This window comes from Ramlibacter sp. AN1015, from assembly GCF_037726105.1.
Classification (GTDB): Bacteria; Pseudomonadota; Gammaproteobacteria; order Burkholderiales; family Burkholderiaceae_C; genus Ramlibacter.
In genome coordinates this window covers 15,489-35,620 of sequence record NZ_JBBJUM010000006.1, presented here as the reverse complement: position 1 = coordinate 35,620, position 20,132 = coordinate 15,489, and the positions used below count along the sequence as shown (strand labels likewise).

Sequence of the window (20,132 nt, the reverse complement as noted above, 5' to 3'; positions counted from 1 at the left end):
GCACATCGACCTCGCGGGAGCGTGCTCGCCCGCGAACCGGGGCGCGTTCCGGAACTCGACCGCCATCAGCTTCCCGGCCATGCGCATGGGCGAGGCAAAGCGGCGCAATGCGGCGCAATGCGGCAGGTCAGTACCGAGACACAAGCACGAGGCGCAACCGCGATGGGAGCGGTCATGAGCGGTGGCCCACCGCTGTCTGGCGGGGCATGACGCACGTTCTCTTTGCCCCAGTGGTCATCCAGGCAGACCGGGACAAGTTCGAGAGAGTGCTCATCGCGGATCTCTACCCGCCCATGAACTCGCTTCTGCGCCGCGAAGCAGGTACCTGTTCGCCAACAAGCGAGCCACTCGCATGAAGGTGCCAGTGCACGAGGGGATCGGCATGTGGCCGGCCGCACGCAGGCTCAACACCGGGCGCTTCACCTGGGCGAGTGAGGGAGCGAACCTGAGCAGGACGCGCGAGCAGTTCGAAGCGCTGGTGCTGGGGCTGCCGTGGCGACGAGTTGGGTACTTGCAGGGAAGGTGAAGTTGAAGCAAGACGAACTTACGCGAACACACGTTGGCATGTTGACCCTACTCAGGAACATAGAGAACGGTGACGTGCCGGACCGATAGCGGCACCGCCAGAACTCCTCACTGAACCCGCCGATCCTTCTGAAGGCGGCTCAATCCGAACTCAGCGTCAACATGTTGCCGCTAATGAGCATTGTCGAGGTGAGCTTCGATATACGGCCCACCCCGTCGGGCGTGACTGTCATCGTCTTGCGGCCCCATCCAACAAGCTTGCCGGAGCTGTCGAAGGTAGTGGTGATGAAGTCCACGTCCAGTTCCCCATTCGCCGCCTCGCGCGTGAGATAGGTGCGCGTCGAGCGATTGAGCTTCGCCACCTTGGCTTGGCTGGTCCAGCATTGCATCTCCCACACTGTGCCGGTCATGCCTGCGGTCGCGCTCTCGGGCAACGGCGTGCGGCTGTGATCGCCTGTGTTCTCGCACCAGTTGCCCGTGGCGACATTGCCGATCACGCTAAAGCTGACCGGGTTGAAGTGGATGGTGGTTTCCTGCTTGTTCGAAGCGGTCTCGCCCTCGATGGTCACGACAACATCAATCGTTTCATCCACCCCCAGGGTATTCAGGCCATTGAAGTTCGCCCCGGCCTCGGCTTTGCTGCTGAAAAGCGTGGTCTCTGCGAACACGGGGACACGGCTACTAGTGAGTGCGCCCCTCAGTTTCATCGTCCACTGCTCCCCGTTGTTAATGCCGTCCCGGAACGCCTTCATCGCCGGCCAAGTTTTCGTGTTGTCGGTGATGGTGTCGGTGGTGCCGCCGGTTGTGGTGGTGGTGGTGCCGGGGGTGCCGCTCGGGCTGCTGTCGCCACCGCCGCCGCCGCAAGCGGCAATGAGTGCTAGGGTGGCAACGGCGAGGCCCGTCTTGATGGCTTTCATTCGAGTGCTTTCGTAGGGATAAAACGGTTTTGCAAAAGAACCGTTTAGTCTTACATGTGCTCTATCGAATCGTTGCCTGATTGGCTGACTGGCCGCGCTACGGCCGGCGCCACCGGTACCACTTCGCCCATCCGCCCGACCATTCCCCAGTCTGCGCAGGCTCGCACCACCAAGCCTGCGGCCTCCAATCCCCGCGCCACTCGTCTGCTGTTGACTCGCCGTGCAGCAGCATGCCTTCGAGCTCCCAGCGCTTGATCTGCGCGCGCAGGCAGCCACGTGCTCCACGCCGTCGGCGTTGCGCACCCCCCAGGGCGCGGACTCGCAGTGCACGGCGCCGGGCTTGGCCGCCGGCCGACCGAGAATCGGCGGCGCCCTGTCCCTGCGCGGTTGAAGCTCCCGTCCACTCCTCTATGCTTTCGTGATGCCCAGCCTTACGTCCGTCGATCTGCTCCTGTGGCTCCTTGGGCTGACCGTCGCCGTCGTCTTCCTGTTCCAGCGATGGCAGGTGCCATCCAGCCTGGGCTACCTCCTGGTCGGCGTTCTGGTGGGCCCGGCGACCCCCGGGCCGATGATCCAGGGGGACCAGCTGAGGCCGATCGCCGAATTCGGCATCGTGTTCCTGCTGTTCACCATCGGCCTGAACTTCGCCCTGCCGCAGATCCTCGCGCTGCGTCACCGGGTCCTGGGGCTGGGCACCGCGCAGGTGGCGCTGACCACGGCCGGCGTGGGCCTGCTGGCCTGGTTCGCCGGGCTGCCGCCCACCGCCGCCTTCGTGGTCGGCGCCGTCTTCGCGCAGTCCTCCACCACGATCATCAGCAAGCAGCTGGCCGAGCAGGGGGAGGAGGACGAGCGACACGCACGCCTTGGTGTCGCGATGTCGGTGTTCCAGGACGTCACGGCCGTTCCGTTCGTCGTGGTGATCCCCGTGCTCGCCAGCGCAGCGGGCTTGCTCGCGGTCGGCAGCGAAGTGGGGTGGGCCGTCGTCAAGGCGGCGCTCGCGTTCGCGCTGGTGTTCGGCCTCGGGCGCTGGCTGCTGCGGCCGCTTTTCGCCGCGGTCGGGCGGCGGCGCTCGCCGGAGCTGTTCACCCTCACGGTGCTGTTCGTATCGCTCATCGCCGGCTGGGTCACGCACCGCCTCGGACTCTCGATGGCCTTCGGCGCCTTCCTGGCCGGCATGGTCCTGGGCGAGACCGAGTTCCGCCACCAGGTAGAAGCCACCGTGCGGCCCTTCCGCGACGTGCTGCTCGGGCTGTTCTTCGTGGGCATCGGGCTGCTGGTGGACCTGAACGCCTTGGCCGAGGTCTGGCACTGGGGGCTGCTGGGCGCCGCCGTGCTGCTGCTGTCCAAGACCCTGCTGGTGGCGGGCATCGTGCGCGCCTCCGGCATCGACGCGCAGACCAGCTGGCGCACCGGCCTGCTGCTGGCCGTCGGAGGCGAGTTCGGCTTCGCGCTGCTGGCGCTCGCCCTGCAGCACCAGCTGGCCAGCGACTGGGTGGGTCAGGTGGTGCTTGCATCCGTGCTCTTTTCGATGATCGCCGCACCCCTGCTCATTCGGCACAACGGCGCCATTGCCAGGCGGCTGGCGCCCGGCGACGGTCAGCCCGAGCGCACGCTGCTCCAGCCGGGCGGCGACGTGGCCGCCTCGCTAGACGGCCATGTGCTGGTGTGCGGCTATGGCCGCATCGGCCAGAGCCTGGCGCGGCTGCTGGAGGAGGAGCGCATTCCCTACGTCGCCCTGGACCTCGACCCCGAGCTCGTGCGGCAGGCCCGCACCGCCGGCGCACCCGTCTACTTCGGCGACGCCGGGCAGGTCGATGTGCTCGCCAGTCTGGGCGTCGCCAGTGCACGCCTGGTCGTCATCAGCCACGACGACTCGGCCGCCGCGCTGCGGACCCTGCAGCAGTTGCGCCAGCAGCATCCGCAGCTGCCGGTGCTGGTGCGCACCCGTGACCTCACGGCGCTGGAGGAACTGCAGGCCGCGGGCGCCACCGAGATCTTCCCGGAGACGCTCGAGGCCGGCCTGATGATCGCCTCGCACGCGCTCCTGCACACGGGCGTTCCGGCCGACAGGGTGCAGGAGCTGCTGCGCCGCCAGCGCGAGCGCCATTACCTGCAGCAGCGAACGCTGCTGTCCGGCGGCGAGCAGCCCGGCGAGGGCGGCGGGCCTGCGCGCCTCAAGCCGATCCGCGTGCCGCCGGGCAGCCCGGTGGTGGGTCGGCGCCTGGCGGAGGTGCTGGGCGGAGTGGCGCTCGACGTCCTCGTCCGCCAGGGCCAGCGGGTACTCACGCCCGACCCCGACCTGATCGTCGAGTCGCAGGATGTGCTGGTGGTGACCGGAACCCGCGCCGACCTGCTGGCCGTCGAAGCCCGCCTGCATGGCTGGACGGCGCCGCAGCAGCCGCCCTCGGGGCGCGGATAGCGCAGCTTGCGCCGCAGCTCAGCGCCAGAGGAGCACGGCGGCGATCGCGAGCCAGCCCAGCACGAAGTTGATGCGCACGAACAGCGCGATCTGCCCCATGCGGCGCGCGCCTTCGGGCGCGTCCGACTCGGCGACAGCCCGTCGCAGCCGGCGGTAGGGGGCGGCCACGATGTGCGCGAACAGCAGCGCCATCACCACGCCGAGGGCCGCCATGGCGTGCCACCCGCGCGGCATGCCGGCCCCTGCGGCAGCGGCCATGAGTACGCCGCCGGAGACCAGCAGCACCACGATGGAGAACCCCACCACCCAGAAGAAGCGGCGCAGCACGTCCGCCAGCAGCCGCAGGCGCTCCGGCGGCTGCAGCGTCGCGGCCGCTGCGGGCCGCAGGCACAGCAGCATGAAGCCCATGCCGCCCATCCAGAAGATCGCGCCGGCGAGATGAAAGAAGAGGAGGAGGTTGCGCATGGGGGCTGCGGTCGTGAAGCCGCGGTAGTGGAGGCGCGATTGTGCCCACTGCCGAGGCCGCGCAGCGTTCGGGTCGCGTCCGGCCGCACGCGTCACACACCGCCAGCAACCGTGCCGCTGCCCCGCCGGCGCCGCGGTCCGCAAGCAGGGAGATGAGTGGGCTGCTGCGGTGCTCGCGGGGGTTGCGGCGGCACCACGCGTCGCGCGCGCCTACGCCAGGGCTTGCGGCTGCCGGCTCGCAGCTGCGGACTGCCGCACCCGTGGCCGGCTGCGCAGGCCCACCGGCGCCATCACGAAGGTGAACTTCTCGGTCGGGCTGTTGGTCGCCAGATCGTCGAGATCGAAGCGGGTGAGGATCATCGAGGCGACCGCCTTGATCTCCGCCAACGCGAGGTATCGGCCCGGGCAGATGCGCGGGCCGCTGCCGAACGGCATGGTCGCGTGCCGGGCCGCCGCTGCCATCGCTCCCTGGTCCACCCACCTGCCCGGACTGAACGACGCGGCATCCACGATCTCACGCGCGTCCAGGCCCGCCGGACGCATCACGCACATCACGAACGAGCCCTTGGGGACCAGCACATCGGCCACCACCGCATCCTCGTTCGCCTCGTTGATGATCAGGGGCGCCACGGGCTTGAGGCGCAGCGTTTCCTGTGCGCACGCCTGGATGAACTCCATGGCCTGCAGCTGCTCCCATCGGCTGGCCTGCGGGTCCTCCCCCAGCACGGCGAGCGCCTCGGCCCGTGCCTGTTGCAGCTTGTCGGGGTGCTGGTGAAGCAGCCAGAGCAGCCAGGCCACGGTGCTGGCCGTGGTGTCCTCGCCTGCCAGCAGGATCGTGAACACGTTGCCCACGAGGTCGTCTTCGGTGATGCCGGTCTCCGACTCGCAGGCGACCAGCATCGCCTGCAGCAGGTTGCGCGGCCTGGAACGCAGTTCGGGGTCGGCGCGCAGTTCGGCGCGCGCCCTGTCGATGAATCCGAGCACCGCCTTGCGCAGCGCCTCGAGGTGCAGGCGCGTCTCCTTGCGCACCATCCAGTGCTCCACGTCCACCGGCGCGAGCAGACGCCGCAGCATCATCGGGAAAATGACGTTCAGGTGCTGCTGGATCAGATGGGTGTCGTCGGTCTCTTCGAGCGTGTGCAGGTTCTGCCCGAATGCGAGGCTGGTCGTCACATCGACGGTGAAGCGCATCAGGTCGGCCAGCAGATCGATTTCCTGCCCGTCCTGTGCGGCCGTCTCCCACCGCTGCCTCAAGGCACCGGTCACCTCGCTCAACACCGGCATGAACGCGCGCACGTGCGTCGGGTCCAGCCCCGCCGTGACCATCGGGCGCTGCCGGCGCCACGTATCGCCGTTGGCGGAGAACACCCCGACGAAGCGTGTGTCGCTTGCGATCTGATCGAGCCGGCTCGACCGCCGGAACACCGCAGGGCGGCGGCGCAGCACCGACTCGATGGCATCGGACTGGGTGATGCACAGGAACTTGCGAGCCCCGATGGCGAAGGAGTACACCGGCCCCCATTCGCGAGCCCAGCTTTCCAGCTGCGCATGGAACTGCTCGTTGCGGATCTGGTGCGCATTGCCGATCAGCGGCAGGCCCTTGGGCCCAGCGATGGTGTGCAACGGCCGGGGTGCGGTCATGTCGAACCTCCTTCGGATGCAGACGAATGCGCACCGCGGTGTTGCCGCACGCATTCGAGCGCGGGTGGAGGTGGATGGTAGGTACAGCTCGTGGCCAGGGCAATCTGAGCGGGAGGTGGGCAAGCCTGGCTGACCGGCGGCTCTGCCTTGCGCGCGGTGCGGCAGGTCGCCCCTGCCTTGCTGGCACGCGCCGTGGCGACCTCCACGCATCGATCCGAGAGGGCATGCCCCGGCTCATGGGCGGATGGTCCACGCGTGACCGACGTGAGTCTGAGAGCCAGGTCGTCCCTTCATGCTCCCTCTGGAAATGGCCCAGCTTGTGGCTGCTGCGTTGCGGCACTTTCCGGGCGAAAGCAGCACGCTTCGTGCACCCGCTCAGTCCCCTATCGCATCCGCCATGCGCCGCATCCGCTCTACCCACTGCCCCGGCGGCATCCCGTAGCGCCACCCGTGCCGCACGATGACCACGTCGTCGCGTGGCGACACGAAGATGTACTGTCCGTGGTTGCCGCGCGCCGAGAAGTCGTGGGCACCGCCCTCGTGGCGCTGGCCCCACCAGAACGCCTGATACCAGGCGCCGGGGCGTTTCGCGAGGAAGCTCTCCGCGTAGTGCCCGGCAGCTTGCGCCGGGTCGGGCGGCGTCGTGGACACGCTTGCCCACCCATGCGGCACCACCTGGCGCTCCCCCATGCGGCCGCCCTGCAGCATCAACAGCCCGAAGCGCGCGAAGTCCTCGGCCCGCGCGTTGAGGCCGCTCTCCATCTTTTCGAATCCGGAACGCTCGCTGTCCATGCTCCAGGAGGCATCGCCCACCATTCCCGCGGGATGCCAGATCTTCTGCTCGAGGTACCTCGCCACCGGCATGCCGGTGGCTCGCTCCAGCACCATCCCCAGCAGCAGCAGGTTGTAGTTGTTGTAGTGGAAGCGCGCGCCTGGTTCGGCGTCGATGCGCGTGCCCTTCAGCGCGAGGGCGCGCAGATCGGGGAAGTAGTAGGTCTTGGCATCGTCCCCGTGCAGGAACGGGAACTCCTCGTAGCGCAGCCCCGAGGCCATGTCGATCAGGTGGCGGATGGTGATGCGGGCGAAGCGGGCGTCGCGCGCACCAAGCTCCGGAAGGGTACGCGTGATGGGTTCGTCGATGCTTGCGATGGCACCCTCGGCGATGGCGATGCCCACGAGGGCCGAACAGATCGACTTCACCACCGAGAACGAAGTGACCCACGCCTCGCGCGAGCCAGCGTTGAAGTAGCCCTCGTAGACGACGCGGCCGCGCTTGAGGACCAGGAAAGCCTGGGTACCGAGCGCTGCGAGTTCGCCATCCATGTCACTTCCGCCGCCGGCTTGCTGCCACGCCGCACGCACGGCGGCCGAACGGTCGATGCGCGGAAGCGGCTCGCGAAGGGGCGAGGCGCTGAGGTGCCGCGCCGGAAAGCGACGGAAGTCGTCGGCGTCGGCATCGCGCCAGGCAACGACACGCCAGACGTACTCGGGCGGGTAGACGATGCACGCCGCAGCCACGAGCAGCGCGGCGAAGGCGAGCACAACGAAAAGGGGGCGCAGCCAGCGTGTGCGGGTCACGGGCCGATTGTGCCGCTGGCGGTCGGGGGCAGCGCGAGCACTTCGGGCGAGGTGGCAGGCGCGTCGTCACGGCGTGCGCGACGCCTCGCCAGCCGCACGACCAGCGCCCTCGGCTTGTGAAGCACTGGGCTGCATTGCGGGGCGCCCGCGCTGCGGTCTCGTCGATCTGCTCGATGCCTGCCCGGCATCGACAGAACTCTTCTGCGCACCGGCTAGTGAAAACCCTGGCGGCCTGCTTCGGCCCCCGCGTTGACACGTCCGGTCCGTCCGATACACTCGTCGGCGTTTGACCAAACGATCAAATCGATCGGTCATGATGCAAAGGCGGTGCTCGGAATGGCAGCAGTGAAGTCGGCCTGGTGGGCGGACCATACCAGCGGCGAAATCGCCGCCTTGGACAAGGAAGACCTGGTGGCGGTGCTGCCCGTCGCGGCGACGGAGCAGCACGGACCGCACCTGCCGGTAAGCGTGGACACCGACCTGATCGACGCGGTGATCGCGCGCGCGGTCCAGCTTCAGCAGCCCGCCACGCCGGTGCTGTACCTGCCCACCCTGCCCTACGGCAAGAGCAACGAGCACGCACGCTATCCCGGCACGATCAGCTTCTCTGCGCAGACCCTGCTCGCGGCCTGGGCCGACATCGCGGCCGGCGTGGCGGCCGCCGGCGTGCGCCGGCTGGTGCTGCTGAACAGCCACGGCGGCCAGGCGGCGGCCATGGACCTGCTCGCGCGCGACCTGCGCGAGCGTCACCGCATGGTCGTGGTCTCGACCAGCTGGTACCAGTTCGGACTGCCGGCCGGCCTGTTCGACGCCGAGGGCCAGCGCGACGACCTGCATGCGGGCGAGGTCGAGACCTCGATGATGATGGCCTGCGCGCCGCGCTGGCTGCGGCTGGAGCACGCGCGCGATTTCCGCTCCCGGGCGGCGCAGCTGCGGGCCGACGGCTTCGCCCGGCTGTCGCTGCACGGCCCCGGAAAGCTCGCCTGGCAGGTGCACGATCTCAATCCGCTCGGTGCCAGCGGCAACGCTGCCGCGGCGACGGTGGACAAGGGCCAGGCGGTCATCGACCACAGCGCCCGCGGTCTCAACGCGCTGCTCGACGAGGTGCGGCGCCTGCCGCTCGACTGGCTGGACCAGGCGCCCGAACTCCTCCCCTGAACCCAGGAGCCCCCATGTCTTCTCCCGACACGCTGGTGCGGATGCACCAGGTCAGCAAGCAGTACCCCAACGGAACCGTGGCCCTCAAGGGCATGACCCTGGACATCCGCCGCGGCGAATTCGTCAGCTTCCTCGGGCCGTCCGGCTGCGGCAAGAGCACGGCCCTGCGCATGCTCGCCGGGCTGGCCAGCGTCACCGCCGGCCGCATCGAATGGCCGGATGGTGGCCAGTCCACCGCGGCCGATGCCGATTCCCATCCGATCAGCTTCGTCTTCCAGGAGCCGACGCTGATGCCCTGGTCGACCGTGTTCGACAACGTCTACCTGCCCCTGCGGCTCAAGGGTGCGACACGGCGCGCCGTGCGCGACGAGGTGATGGCGACGCTGGACGCGGTGGGCCTCGCCTCGTTCGCCGATGTCTATCCGCGCGAGCTGTCCGGGGGCATGAAGATGCGGGTATCCATCGCACGCGCGATCATCACCCGCCCTCGCCTGTTGCTGATGGACGAGCCGTTCGCCGCGCTCGACGAGATGACCCGCAACCGACTGAACGACGACGTGCTGCGGCTGTGGGCCCAGCACGGGCTCACCGTGGTGTTCGTCACCCACAGCATCTACGAGTCGGTGTACCTGTCCAACCGCATCGTGGTGATGGCAGCACGCCCGGGCCGCGTCATCGCCGACCTGCCGGTCGATGCACCCTATCCGCGCGAAGCATCGTTTCGCACCTCGCCCGAGTACGGGCAGCTGGTGCGCGAAGTCACCGCCAACCTGCATGGAGCAATACATGACGCCGTCGCTCACTGAAGAAGTCCTGCCGGCCGGCGACGATGCCGAGCTGATGGCGCTGCGCGTGCAGCGACGCGCCCGCCGCGAGCGGCTGCTGCGCACGCTGGTGCCAGCGCTGGCGCTGGCCTGCGTGCTGCTCGCGTGGGAGGCGGTCGTGCGGATCAACGACATTCCCAACTACATCATCCCCGCCCCGTCGCTGGTGTTGCAGACGCTGGTGCAGCAGTGGAGCAGCCTCTGGCCTTCGCTGATGTTCACGCTCAAGCTCACCTTTTCCGGCCTCGCGCTGGCCGTGATCGGCGGCGTGCTGTTCGCCGCGGCGTTCGCGCTGTCGCGGTGGGTCGAAGTGGCGCTGTTCCCCTTCGCCGTGGTGCTGCAGGTGACGCCGGTGGTGGCCATCGCGCCGCTCATCCTGATCTACGTGGAGAGCACTTTTTCCGCGCTGCTGATCTGCGCCTGGCTGGTCGCGTTCTTCCCGATCCTGTCCAACACGGTCATCGGGCTGCGCAGCGCAGACCACAACCTGAAGGATCTGTTCCTGCTGTATCGCACCACGCCCTGGCAGCGCCTGCGATTCCTGCTGGTGCCCTCGGCGCTTCCGTACTTCCTGGCGGGCCTCAAGATCGCCGGCGGGCTGTCGCTGATCGGCGCCGTGGTGGCCGAGTTCGTGGCCGGCACCGCCGGCGCCGAGACCGGGCTGGCCTCGCGCATCCTGGAGGCGAGCTTTCGCAACGAAATCCCCCGCATGTTCGCCGCGCTGGTCCTGATCTCGCTGTGCGGCGTCGCCATCTTCCTGCTGTTCAACTGGCTGTCCCGCCTGCTGCTGTCCAAGTGGCACGACAGCGAGATCCGCAGCGAGAGCTGACCCCCATGCGAAGCCTGCCCGCCGCACAGCGCCAAGGCGATGCCCTGCTGCTTGCGCGGCAGACCATTCCGGCGGCGGTGCTCGACCCCATCCTGCGCACGGCGGACGCGGCCGAAGCCACGTACGACGTGCAGGTGCGCGACGGCCGCATCGCCGCGATCGCGCCGGCCGCGGCCGGCGCAGCGCCTGGCGGGCTGCTGCTGCCCGGCCTGGTCGATGCGCACGTGCACCTGGACAAGACCGCCACCTTCGACCGCGCCGCGCACCCCGCTTCGGGGCTGATGGAGGCCATCGAGCAGATCCAGGCCGATCGCGTGCGCTGGACCGATGCCGACATCGCGCGCCGGGCCGAATGGGGCCTGCAGCGCGCCTGGAGCCACGGCACGGTGGCCCTGCGCACGCACATCGACTGGTCCGACGCGCCGCCGCGGTCGTGGCAGGTGATCGGCGAGCTCGCGTCCGACTGGCGCGGCCGCGTCGCGGTGCAGCGGGCCAGCCTCACCGCGCTGGCCACGCTGGCCGATCCCGGCAAGGGACCGGTCATCGCCGAGCGGGTAGCCCGCGACGGCGGCGTGCTGGGCGCGTTCATCGTGCCGGTGGCGGCCGAGCTCGCGCAGCCGCTCGATGCGGTTTTCACGCTGGCGGCGCGCTTCGATCTCGACCTCGACTTCCACGTCGATGAGGGGCTGGACCCCGCTGCCCGAGGCTTCGATGCGGTGGTGGCGGCGACCGCGCGCCACGGCTTCGCCGGGCGCGTGACCTGCGGCCACGGCTGCGCCCTCGGCACGCGCCCGCCCGAAGACGTGGCAGCCGTGCTGGGGCGTGCGGCTGCCGGGGGCGTGCGCCTGGTCAGCCTGCCGCTCACCAACCTGTTCCTGCAGGACCGGCGGGCGAGCGCCACGCCGCGACAGCGTGGCCTGGCACCGATGCGCGAGGCGCTCGCAGCCGGGCTGCCAGTGGCCATCGCATCGGACAACGTGGGCGACCCCTTCCACCCTTACGGCGACTACGACCTGCTCGAGGCGCTGCGGGTGGCCGTGCGCGTGGCGCACCTGGACGACGGACTTGCCGACCAGTTCGCGCGGATCACCACCGAGCCCGCCGCCGTGCTGCGGCTGCCCCATGGTGGGCCGCTGCGCATAGGCGCGCCGGCCGATTTCGTACGCCTGGGCGCCGCCAGCGCCCACGAATGGATGGCGCGTCCCGGCACAGCGCGAGAAGTCTGGCGCGACGGCATTCCGATCGATCCGCCGGAGCCCGCGTGGCCCGAAAGAAAGTGAGCACCATGACGCAACCCGCACCGCCCGCCTTGCCCGGCGAAGACATCGCCCAGCCCCTGGCCCGCTACGCGCCCTTCCGGCGGGTGGGGGACTTCATCTTCCTGTCGGGGATCATTGCCGTCGATCCCGCGCGGCGCCACGTGATCGGCGGCTACGAGGACCTGCCGCCTGCGGTGCGGCGCGAGTTGGGCGAGACCGGCGAGATGTCGGTGGACATCAAGGACGGACCGATCGTGGCGCAGAGCTGGTGGGTGCTGGACCGCATCCGCGCCACCGTCGAGGCGGCGGGCGGTTCGATGCGCGACGTGTTCAAGCTGGTGCAGTACTTTCGCGACCTGCGCGACTACCCCCGTTACAACGCCGTGCGCCGACGCTTCTTTCCGGACGAGCCGCCGGTATCGACGGTGGTCGAAGTCTCGGCCATGCTGCCCGACGAGCGGGTGCTGGTCGAGGTGGAGGCGACAGCCTACTTGCCCGCGGCGCCGCGCAAACCCGGCTGACGTGGCGTGCCGGCGCGCCGCGCCGGCATCAGCCCGCACCCGTGCAGCACGAAAGACACGACCTCTGCTGTGATGTGCGCCCGGTCCAGCGGCTCACCCGCGCGCAGACGCAGCATGTAGCGCACCTGGACGTCGAAGTCGGCGTAGTGCTGCGTCACCGACCAGATGTGCATCATCAGCAGCAGCGGATCGAGGGGACGCAGGCGTCCCTGATCGATCCACTGCTGCAAGGTCTCCACCGCCTGGCCGGCGCGGCTGCGCGGGCGCGACAGCATGCCGCGCAGCACCTCCCCGCCGCTGATCAGCTCGTTGGCGAACAACTTCGACAGGGCCGGGTAGTCGAAGGAGAAATCGAGCTTCTTGCGCACGTACCCCGCGATCACGTCTGCCGGATCGGCCCCGGCATCGCCGAAGGTGTCGCGACTCCACTCGTCCACCACGTGCTGCAGCAACTCGGCGTAGAGCGCCTCCTTGCTGTCGATGTAGTAGTGCAGCTGCGCCTTGGACAGGCCCGCGCGCTCGGCGATGGCCTGGGTGGTGGCGCCACGCAACCCGTGCAGCGCGAACTCCGCGATGCCGGCCTGCCGGATGGCTTCCTGGATCTCGTCGCGGGAGCGTCGGCTCGTGCTTGCTTCGGGTGCCATGAGGTTCCGGGGTGGTGGGGTGCCGCGAATGGTAGCGGGCGGCCGGACCGATTATCTTGACCGATTGGTTTGACCAGGAAGTAAGAGCTCGCTAGGATGCCGCTGGGGCGACTCGCCCGAACCCACAGCCTACGCGCTTCCCATGAACCGACCCGCTCCCGACCTCACCGCCTTCCTGCAGGAGGTGCGCGACATCCCCTGCACCACCGCCGCCGACCAGCTGCGCATGAAGTCGCGCGACTTCTACTGGTACAGCCCCATCCTGCAGGAGCAGCTGGCCGAGCGCCGCGCCGAAGCCGTGGTGTCCCCGCGCACCGAGGAGGAGGTGCTGGCCGTGGCCCGCGCCGCCGCGCTGCACGGCGTGCCGCTCACGGTGCGTGGCGGCGGCACCGGGAACTACGGCCAGTGCGTGCCGCTCGCCGGGGGCGTCGTCCTCGACGTGACCGGCCTGAACCAGCTGCTGGAACTTCGTCCGGGCCTGGCCCGGGTACAGGCCGGCCTGCGACTGGGCGTGCTGCAGCAGCAGGCCCACGCACAGGGCCAGCAGCTGCTGATGTATCCATCGACGCTGCGTGCCGCGACGGTGGGAGGCTTCATCGCCGGGGGCTCGGCGGGCATCGGCTCGATCCGCAACGGCATCCTGAAAGACCCGGGCAACGTGCTGTCGGCGCGGGTGGTGACGCTGGAGGCGCAGCCGCGCGTGCTCACGCTGGAGGGCGAACAGGTGCAGAAGGTGCACCATGCCTACGGCACCAACGGCATCATCACGGAGATCACCCTGGCCCTGCAGCCGCGCGTCGAGTGGCGCCACGTCATCACGGTCTTCGACAGCTATGCAGCGGCCAGCCGCTTCTGCACCGAGCTTCCCGGCTCGGGCATCGACCTGTTCCTGCTGACTTCCGTGGAGCGCGGGTTCTCGCGCTACTACACGCACATCGAGAAGGTGTTCCCGGCCGGCCGCGACGCGGTGTTCGCCATGGTCGCGCCGGAATCGCTGGAGGCGTACGCTGCGCTGGGTGCGCGCTGCGGCGGCGTGCAGACCATGGCGCTGACCGAACGCGAACTGCACGAGCAGCGGCTGCCGCCCGCCTACGAGTGCGCGTACAACCACACCACGCTGCAGGCGCTGAAGATCGACAAGGGCTGGACCTACCTGCAGTTCGAGCATCCGCACCCCTTCGATCCGACGCTGTGCGTGCGGCTGAAGGAGCGCTGGGGCGACGAGTTCCTGGCGCACGACGAGTTCCTGCGCACGCGCGAAGACCCCCTGAGCGCCTACGGCCTGCCCCTGGTGCGGTTCACCACGCCCGAGCGGCAGTACGAGATCATGCGTGCGCTCGAGGCCGAGGGTTGCGTGGTGTTCGACCCGCACGTCTACACCATCGAGGACGGCGGCATGAAGACGATCGACCAGGTGCAGCTGGACTTCAAGCGCCAGGCCGATCCGGCCGGGCTGATGAATCCGGGGAAGATGCGCGCCTGGGAGGAGTCGGGAGCGGGGCGGAAGGCCGCCTGAAACCGGGGGCTGGCGCGTCGTACGTACGCGCCCCGCCGTGGCAGACGTGGTGCATGACCGATCGCGTTTCGCCCGCCGCGGTGCCCGTTGCCGTCGAAGTGCCGTGGATCACCGCCTCGCAGGTGTGCTCGAGCCAATGCCGGTGGGCCGCTCGGCTCGCGACAGGCGCGTCAGAGATCCAGCACCAGCCGCGAACCTTTGCATCCCGAGCAGCAGATCATCATGGTGCAGTTCGCGGCCTGTTCGTCCGGCGACAGGATGCTGTCGCGGTGATCGACATCGCCTTCCAGCACACGGGTCTCGCAGGCGCCGCAGATGCCCTGCTCGCAGGACGACGGCGCCTCCAGGCCGGCCGCGCGGATCACTTCCAGGATGGTCTGGCCCGGGGCCACGGGCAGCAGCTGTCCGCTGCGCGCGAGCCGCAGCATGTAGCCGCTCTCGGCGCGTGCCATGGGCTGCGCCGCGCTGAAGCGCTCCAGGTGGCGGCGGTGCGCGGGCCAGTGCGCCGCGGCGGCCTCGAACGCGTCCAGCATGGGCGCCGGACCGCAGCAATAGAGGTGCGCATCGGGCGGGGCTGCCGCCACGATGGCGGCGAGGTCGAGAGGCCGGCCGCCCTGCGCATCGTCGAAGTGCAGCCGCACCGCGGTCAGCGGCTCCAGCGCCTCGATCAGGGCGGCATCATCGCGGCTGCGGCAGCCGTAGTGCAGTTCCCACGGCGTTGCGCGCGAGCGCAGCGCCTGCAGCATCGACCACATCGGCGTGATGCCGATGCCGCCGGCGATCAGCACTGCAGGCGCCGGGCCCTCGTGCAAGGCGAAGTTGTTGCGGGGCGCGGAGACACGCAGCAGGTCGCCTGGACGCACGGTGTCGCACAGGCGCTGCGATCCGCCACGGCCGGCGGCATCGCGCTTGACGGCGATCACCAGCGCACGCGGGTCCTCGGACAGGCCGGCCAGCAGCGAATACTGCCGGAGTGTTCCGTCGGGCAACTCCACGTCGAGGTGCGCGCCGGGCGAGGCCGGCGGCAGCCCGGTGCTGTCGATGCAGCGCAGCTCATACAGCCAGGTGCTGCGCGCAAGCGCGCGGCGGGCATGCACGCGCACGGGAACCAGCGCGGGGAGGCTGGCAGTAGGCGGGGCATTCGGCTCCTTCAGAGCCTCGGCGGTAGCTGCGTTCATGGCGTGGCCTGCGCCGCCGACACGTCGCGAAAGAAGTTGCCGGCCGGCACGCGCACCAGCTCCTGCGACGGATCGAAGATCAGCCCGGCCGGGTCCTTGCCCTCCTGCACCGCCTTGATCTGCTGCGCGAGCGTGCGGCGCAGCATGGCTACGCCCTTGTCGCTGGTGGCGAGGTGCTCCTCGCTGTGCAGGGTGATCGGGCCCTGGCCCACCTGGGCTTCCCAATCGCCGGGATAGCGCTGGCGCTCCTCGGGCGTCATGGTCGACCACTTCCGCAGGTTGGGGCTGCGCGGCAGCGCGTTCTCGGATTCGGGGATCTTCATCGCGAAGCACAGACGGTGCGAGGTGTCGTCCACCGGCACCACGAAGCCGACGCCGCCCGCCTGGCCGTGGCGCAGCTGCACGTTGGGCACCATGCGCACGTGGGGGAACATCGCCGCGGTCACCCGGTCCATCTCGCGGCCGTCTTCCAGCTTGCGGTACGCGGTGTAGCGGATGCCGCCGTCCATGTACTCCCAGTGCACCTGCGGCATCACGCCCATCTCGGGTACGAACTGCACCCCGCTGAAGGTGGTGTGCAGGATGGGAATATGGAATGGGTCCATCACGTTTTCCCATTCCTGCAGCCAGTTGCAGGGAATGAGCTCGACCTCGTCGTCGCCACCGGCGTACAGGCTGGAATGGCTCACGTGCAGCTTGAAGCCTGGCTCGATGCGTTCGAGGATGTCGTAGCGGGGCAGCACCGGCATCCGCTCGGGCGGGCCCATGTAGGCCCAGACGATGCCGTAGCGCTCCTGTACGGGATACCAGGGCTGGCGCACCTTGGCCCGATGCGCGCCCCCGCCCGGTTCGCAGGGCTGGTCGAGGCACTTGCCCTCGACGCTGAACAGCCAGCCGTGGTAGCAGCAGCGGATGCCCTCCTCCTCCACCCGGCCGTAGAACAGGCTCGTTCCGCGGTGCGCGCAGCGCGGATAGAGCAGCCCCGCACGCCCCTTGCGGTCACGGAACACGATCAGGTCTTCGCCCAGGATGCGCACCTGCGCCGGTGTGGTGGTGACGCGCTCGGACAGGGTGACGGGCTGCCAGTAGCGCCGCATGAACTCACCGCAGGGCGTGCCGGGGCCGACTTCGGTGAGCAGCGCGTCGTGCGTGCCGGGGCGACGGCCGTAGGCGGTGCCGGTCGGGGGGACGGGCTGCGGTGCTGCGGTCAAGGTGATCTCCTGTGCGCCAGCGGCGCCCGCACAGCAGGCACCGCAGGAAACTTACCAAATGGTCAAACCAGATGATATGCCGCGACCGTCACCAGGCGCAAGGATGCCTGCATGCCTCGGCCACCGGGAAACCCCGAGTTTGACCATTCGGTCGAACCGTTCGCATAATTTCTGGAACGTGCGGCGAACCACGCCCGCGGCAACAGCAAGGAGCCTGCAGATGATCCGTTTTCCCTTCGCGGGCGCCGCCCGTACCCTGGTGGCGGTCGCCGCCGTTGCCGCAGCCGGCGTGGCCGCCGCGCAGGACAAGGTGGTGTTCGCCACGAACTGGAAGGCGCAGGCCAGCCAGGGCGGCTTTTTCCAGGCGGCGGCCGACGGCACCTACCGCAAGTTCGGGCTGGAGGTCGATATCCAGCAGGGTGGCCCGCAGGTGAACAACCGTCCGATGCTGCCCGCCGGCCGCGTCGATTTCCTGCTCACCGGCGGGCTGCTGACGGCGCTCGAGACCACCCGCGCCAAGATCCCCACGGTCATCGTGGCGGCCTTCTTCCAGAAGGATCCGACGGCGCTGATCGCGCACAAGGGGCAGTACAAGAACTTTGCCGAGCTGAAGCAGGCCAAGACCGTGCTCATCGCCAAGAGCAACCAGTTCGGCTTCTGGCAGTGGCTGAAGGCAGACCACGGCTTCACCGACCAGCAGTTCCGTCCCTACACCTTCAACCTGGCGCCATTCCTGGCGGACAAGACGGCGGTGCAGCAGGCTTTCGCCACCGCGGAGCCGCTGTATGCCCGTGAGCGCAACGCCGAGGTGGACATCTTCCTGCTGGCCGACCAGGGGTACAACACCTACGGCAACATGATCGAGACCCGCCGCGAGCTGGTCGAGAAAAACCCCGATCTGGTGCAGCGCTTCGTCGATGCATCGATCATCGGCTGGTACAACTTTCTCTACCGTGATCCCAAGCCGGGCCTGGACCTGATCAAGAAGCTCAATCCGGACATGGACGACAAGAAGCTCGAGGCCGAGCGCGCCGAGGTGATCCGGCTGCAGCTGGTGGACTCGGGCGACGCGCAGTCCAAGGGCATCGGCGCCATCGACAACGCGCGCATCCGCGATTTCGGCGCCCGCATGATCAAGGCCGGCATCTACAAGCCGGGCGAAGTCGATCCCGAGGCCGTCGCGGTCGAGCGCTTCGTCAACAAGAAGGTGGGCATGGACCTGAAGAAGTCGCCCACGGCCAATTGACACTCGAATCCGCTGGCGCGATCGCCTCGACCCTCGGCGAGCCCGCACGGGGCGCCCAGCGCGCGACCGCACGCCGGGCGGAACTGATGGCGCAGGTGCGCAAGGCCGCCCTGGAGGAGTTCGCGCTGTATGGCCTGCGGGGCGCGTCCACCCAGGGCATCGCGCAACGCGCGGGCATCTCCAAGCAGTCGCTGCACTACTACATCGAGAGCAAGGAAGCGCTCTACGAGGAGGTGCTCAAGGAGACGACCGACCACTGGGCGGCGCTGATCGAGGACGCCGACACCGACGCGCAGCCGCGCATCGCCATCGCCACGCTGGTGCGCCGCAAGCTCGATTTCGCCTTCGACCACCCCAGCGTCTCGCGCTTGTTCGCCATCGAGGTCATGGAAGGCGGCACCCGGCTGCGCGGCTATTGGGCCGCGTGGTCGGCCAAGCGGGAGCGCGCGTTGGCCGCCATCCAGCGGTGGGTGGACGAAGGCCGCATCGCGCCGGTCGATCCGCTGATCTTCCTCTTTCACATCTGGGCGGTGACCCAGCACTACGCCGACTACGAGGCCCAGGTCCGCTACCTCATGGGTGCGACAGGCGACGCGCCCCTGGACCGCGAGCGGATCGCCCGCGAGGTGACGAAGCTGGTGCTGCGCAGCTGCGGATTGGCGGACGAATAGAAGTAGAAAACCGGCCTGCGCGGATCGCAGGAATTCATGTGGAGAAGAAGCAGTGAATAAGAGGTTCGCAAGAACAGCAGCGACGGTGCTGGCAACGGCCATGGTCGCGGCGTGCGGAGGGGGAGGCGGTGACGGTGGCGACGCAGCAGCAGAAAAAAGCCCCGTCGGTTTCTGGAACGGCACGACGTCCACCGGCCTGACCGCCTCGGTCGCCGTGCTCCCGAACGGCAGTACATGGGCCGCGTACGCCGGCGGCAGCACGCTGGGCTTCGTCAACGGCAACGTCAACGGCGCCGCCACCGACTTCAACCTGACCAGCGGCACCATCACGCAGGGCACGATCTCGACCGACGCCACCACCAAGCAGAGCATCACCAGCCGCGTCAGCGCCGGCGGCCAGACCGTCACCTTCACCGGCAGCTACGACGCGAGCTTCGAGCAGACGCCCAGTCTCGCCGCCTTGGCCGGCACCTTCGCCGGCGTCGGCCCGTCCGCGGGCACGACGGTCACCGTGGGCGCCAACGGCGCCGTCACCGGCACCGACGCCGGCTGCACCTTCACCGGCACGGCCACGCCCCGCACCGACGCCAACGCGTTCAACCTGACCCTCACGTTCGGCCCGGCGCCCTGCGCCCTCCCCGGCTTGAGCGGCTCCGGCATCGCGGTCTATGACAGCACCGCACGCTCGCTCCTCGCGGCTGCGGTGAACAGCGCACGCACGGCTGGCGCGATCTTCATCGGTACCAAGCGTTGAGCGCGGCGGGGCATTGAGGTGAGGGTGAGGGGGTCGGCTCGCACGCCGCGAGCATTGCGTAGGCCGAGCTCAGGCTGATTGCCTACACTGCGTCCAGCGGTGGCGCAGTTCATGCGGCGATGGCTCGCCGCACGGCTGCGCCCCGTCCGGCATCGACCACATCCTCCACTGCTCGCCATGAACTCTGCACGCGCCTTCGCCCTCGCCGCCATGCTCGTCGCCAGCCTGCCGGTCGCTGCACAACATCACGGCGCCGGTCACGGTCACGGTCAAGCCGCGACGACCGAGCCGGCGACGCATGCTGCCCCTTATGCCGGGCAGGAGAAGCGCGACATCAAGGCTTTATCCGAGCAGGAGCAGCGCGGCTGGCTCGAGGGGCAAGGCATGGGGCTGGCGCGCGCGGCCGAACTGAACGGCTACCCTGGCCCGATGCACACCCGGGAGCTCGCCGATTCGCTGGGTCTATCGCCCGAGCAGATCGCCGCCACCCGCGAGCTGATGCAGCGGCACAAGGCGCAGGCCCGGGCACTGGGCGTACGCCTTGTTGATGCGGAGCGCCAACTCGACGCAGCCTTCCGGGACAAGCGGGCGAACGAGGCGGACGTCACGCGCCTGACCCACGAGATCGGGCAGATCCAAGGCAGCATCCGCGCCTCGCACCTGCGGACGCATCTGGCGCAGCAGCGGCTGCTCTCGGCCGACCAGATCGACAGGTACAACCGCTTGCGGGGGTATGCGCGGTAGGCAGGTACTCAGAGGCGCGCCGATCTGCAGCG

The 20,132-nt window shown here is 69.1% G+C and carries 19 protein-coding genes; 12 read left to right on the top strand and 7 right to left on the bottom strand.

What is annotated here, in order from left to right; translation table 11 throughout:
* The first annotated feature begins 181 nt into the window (after window positions 1-181).
* The gene (gene tnpB, locus WG922_RS21995) at window positions 182-526 is read left to right on the top strand and encodes an IS66 family insertion sequence element accessory protein TnpB (protein ID WP_445322819.1); all 345 of its coding nucleotides are present in this window, start codon (window positions 182-184) and stop codon (window positions 524-526) included.
* Between the two features lie 139 nt (window positions 527-665).
* Here tnpB and WG922_RS11175 read toward each other — a convergent pair whose 3' ends face one another.
* Window positions 666-1,442 (bottom strand): hypothetical protein, encoded by a 777-nt coding sequence (locus WG922_RS11175; protein ID WP_340282685.1) that lies wholly within the window; start codon window positions 1,440-1,442, stop codon window positions 666-668.
* 421 nt (window positions 1,443-1,863) lie between these two features.
* Here WG922_RS11175 and WG922_RS11170 point away from each other — a divergent pair, with 421 nt between their 5' ends.
* Window positions 1,864-3,861 carry a cation:proton antiporter domain-containing protein gene (locus tag WG922_RS11170; protein WP_340282684.1) on the top strand — a complete coding sequence of 666 codons (1,998 nt, stop codon included), beginning with the start codon at window positions 1,864-1,866 and terminating at the stop codon, window positions 3,859-3,861.
* Between the two features lie 18 nt (window positions 3,862-3,879).
* Here WG922_RS11170 and WG922_RS11165 read toward each other — a convergent pair whose 3' ends face one another.
* The 3 genes from WG922_RS11165 to WG922_RS11155 all read right to left on the bottom strand — a co-directional run bounded on the left by WG922_RS11165 (window position 3,880) and on the right by WG922_RS11155 (window position 7,545).
* Window positions 3,880-4,326: a DUF2269 family protein gene (locus WG922_RS11165; protein WP_340282683.1), complete on the bottom strand. Its 447-nt coding sequence runs from the start codon at window positions 4,324-4,326 to the stop codon at window positions 3,880-3,882.
* Window positions 4,327-4,536: 210 nt separating this feature from the next.
* On the bottom strand, window positions 4,537-5,967 hold the full coding sequence (locus WG922_RS11160; RefSeq protein ID WP_340282682.1) for a cytochrome P450: 1,431 nt from the start codon (window positions 5,965-5,967) through the stop codon (window positions 4,537-4,539).
* Between the two features lie 375 nt (window positions 5,968-6,342).
* Window positions 6,343-7,545: a serine hydrolase domain-containing protein gene (locus WG922_RS11155; RefSeq protein ID WP_340282681.1), complete on the bottom strand. Its 1,203-nt coding sequence runs from the start codon at window positions 7,543-7,545 to the stop codon at window positions 6,343-6,345.
* 336 nt (window positions 7,546-7,881) lie between these two features.
* Here WG922_RS11155 and WG922_RS11150 point away from each other — a divergent pair, with 336 nt between their 5' ends.
* Genes WG922_RS11150 through WG922_RS11130 form a run of 5 tightly spaced genes read left to right on the top strand, consistent with a single transcriptional unit; the run spans window position 7,882 to window position 12,136 of the window.
* Window positions 7,882-8,703, top strand: coding sequence for a creatininase family protein (locus tag WG922_RS11150; protein WP_340282680.1), 822 nt, complete (start codon window positions 7,882-7,884; stop codon window positions 8,701-8,703).
* A gap of 14 nt (window positions 8,704-8,717) precedes the next feature.
* A complete protein-coding gene (locus tag WG922_RS11145; RefSeq protein WP_340282679.1) occupies window positions 8,718-9,509 on the top strand; it encodes an ABC transporter ATP-binding protein in 792 nt (263 codons plus the stop codon).
* Window positions 9,510-9,543: 34 nt separating this feature from the next.
* Window positions 9,544-10,356: an ABC transporter permease gene (locus tag WG922_RS11140; protein ID WP_445322823.1), complete on the top strand. Its 813-nt coding sequence runs from the start codon at window positions 9,544-9,546 to the stop codon at window positions 10,354-10,356.
* Window positions 10,357-10,361: 5 nt separating this feature from the next.
* Complete coding sequence (locus WG922_RS11135) at window positions 10,362-11,636, top strand: amidohydrolase family protein (protein ID WP_340282677.1); 1,275 nt, start codon at window positions 10,362-10,364, stop codon at window positions 11,634-11,636.
* Window positions 11,637-11,641: 5 nt separating this feature from the next.
* Entirely contained in the window at window positions 11,642-12,136 is a 495-nt protein-coding gene (locus WG922_RS11130; protein WP_340282676.1) for a RidA family protein, read from the top strand.
* Here WG922_RS11130 and WG922_RS11125 read toward each other — a convergent pair.
* The gene (locus WG922_RS11125; RefSeq protein ID WP_340282675.1) at window positions 12,103-12,780 is read right to left on the bottom strand and encodes a TetR/AcrR family transcriptional regulator; all 678 of its coding nucleotides are present in this window, start codon (window positions 12,778-12,780) and stop codon (window positions 12,103-12,105) included. The genes WG922_RS11130 and WG922_RS11125 overlap by 34 nt on opposite strands.
* A 142-nt stretch (window positions 12,781-12,922) precedes the next feature.
* Here WG922_RS11125 and WG922_RS11120 point away from each other — a divergent pair, with 142 nt between their 5' ends.
* The gene (locus tag WG922_RS11120) at window positions 12,923-14,296 is read left to right on the top strand and encodes an FAD-binding oxidoreductase (RefSeq protein WP_340282674.1); all 1,374 of its coding nucleotides are present in this window, start codon (window positions 12,923-12,925) and stop codon (window positions 14,294-14,296) included.
* Window positions 14,297-14,466: 170 nt separating this feature from the next.
* On the opposite strand, the gene WG922_RS11115 is transcribed toward WG922_RS11120, so the two are convergent.
* Together WG922_RS11115 and WG922_RS11110 are read right to left on the bottom strand one after the other, a co-directional pair.
* Entirely contained in the window at window positions 14,467-15,474 is a 1,008-nt protein-coding gene (locus WG922_RS11115) for a PDR/VanB family oxidoreductase (protein ID WP_340282673.1), read from the bottom strand.
* Entirely contained in the window at window positions 15,471-16,685 is a 1,215-nt protein-coding gene (locus WG922_RS11110) for an aromatic ring-hydroxylating dioxygenase subunit alpha (protein ID WP_340282672.1), read from the bottom strand. The genes WG922_RS11115 and WG922_RS11110 overlap by 4 nt, the downstream gene beginning before the upstream one ends.
* A gap of 220 nt (window positions 16,686-16,905) precedes the next feature.
* On the opposite strand from WG922_RS11110, the gene WG922_RS11105 reads away from it, so the two are divergent.
* The 4 genes from WG922_RS11105 (at window position 16,906) to WG922_RS11090 (ending at window position 20,100) form a co-directional block, all read left to right on the top strand.
* Window positions 16,906-17,931, top strand: a complete 1,026-nt coding sequence (locus WG922_RS11105; protein WP_340282670.1) for an ABC transporter substrate-binding protein — start codon at window positions 16,906-16,908, stop codon at window positions 17,929-17,931.
* Window positions 17,928-18,602, top strand: coding sequence for a TetR family transcriptional regulator C-terminal domain-containing protein (locus tag WG922_RS11100; RefSeq protein WP_340282669.1), 675 nt, complete (start codon window positions 17,928-17,930; stop codon window positions 18,600-18,602). The genes WG922_RS11105 and WG922_RS11100 overlap by 4 nt, the downstream gene beginning before the upstream one ends.
* Before the next feature lie 52 nt (window positions 18,603-18,654).
* Window positions 18,655-19,356, top strand: a complete 702-nt coding sequence (locus WG922_RS11095) for a hypothetical protein (RefSeq protein ID WP_340282667.1) — start codon at window positions 18,655-18,657, stop codon at window positions 19,354-19,356.
* 210 nt (window positions 19,357-19,566) lie between these two features.
* A complete protein-coding gene (locus WG922_RS11090; protein WP_340282666.1) occupies window positions 19,567-20,100 on the top strand; it encodes a Spy/CpxP family protein refolding chaperone in 534 nt (177 codons plus the stop codon).
* The last annotated feature ends 32 nt before the right edge of the window (window positions 20,101-20,132 follow it).

Bases quoted from the DNA above. Each gene is read 5' to 3' on its own strand.
- WG922_RS11175 (WP_340282685.1), bottom strand. From the start codon at position 1,442: ATGAAAGCCATCAAGACGGGCCTCGCCGTTGCCACCCTAGCACTCATT.
- WG922_RS11170 (WP_340282684.1), top strand. From the start codon at position 1,864: ATGCCCAGCCTTACGTCCGTCGATCTGCTCCTGTGGCTCCTTGGGCTG.
- WG922_RS11165 (WP_340282683.1), bottom strand. From the start codon at position 4,326: ATGCGCAACCTCCTCCTCTTCTTTCATCTCGCCGGCGCGATCTTCTGG.
- WG922_RS11160 (WP_340282682.1), bottom strand. From the start codon at position 5,967: ATGACCGCACCCCGGCCGTTGCACACCATCGCTGGGCCCAAGGGCCTG.
- WG922_RS11150 (WP_340282680.1), top strand. From the start codon at position 7,882: ATGGCAGCAGTGAAGTCGGCCTGGTGGGCGGACCATACCAGCGGCGAA.
- WG922_RS11145 (WP_340282679.1), top strand. From the start codon at position 8,718: ATGTCTTCTCCCGACACGCTGGTGCGGATGCACCAGGTCAGCAAGCAG.
- WG922_RS11140 (WP_445322823.1), top strand. From the start codon at position 9,544: ATGGCGCTGCGCGTGCAGCGACGCGCCCGCCGCGAGCGGCTGCTGCGC.
- WG922_RS11135 (WP_340282677.1), top strand. From the start codon at position 10,362: ATGCGAAGCCTGCCCGCCGCACAGCGCCAAGGCGATGCCCTGCTGCTT.
- WG922_RS11130 (WP_340282676.1), top strand. From the start codon at position 11,642: ATGACGCAACCCGCACCGCCCGCCTTGCCCGGCGAAGACATCGCCCAG.
- WG922_RS11125 (WP_340282675.1), bottom strand. From the start codon at position 12,780: ATGGCACCCGAAGCAAGCACGAGCCGACGCTCCCGCGACGAGATCCAG.
- WG922_RS11120 (WP_340282674.1), top strand. From the start codon at position 12,923: ATGAACCGACCCGCTCCCGACCTCACCGCCTTCCTGCAGGAGGTGCGC.
- WG922_RS11115 (WP_340282673.1), bottom strand. From the start codon at position 15,474: ATGAACGCAGCTACCGCCGAGGCTCTGAAGGAGCCGAATGCCCCGCCT.
- WG922_RS11105 (WP_340282670.1), top strand. From the start codon at position 16,906: ATGATCCGTTTTCCCTTCGCGGGCGCCGCCCGTACCCTGGTGGCGGTC.
- WG922_RS11090 (WP_340282666.1), top strand. From the start codon at position 19,567: ATGCTCGTCGCCAGCCTGCCGGTCGCTGCACAACATCACGGCGCCGGT.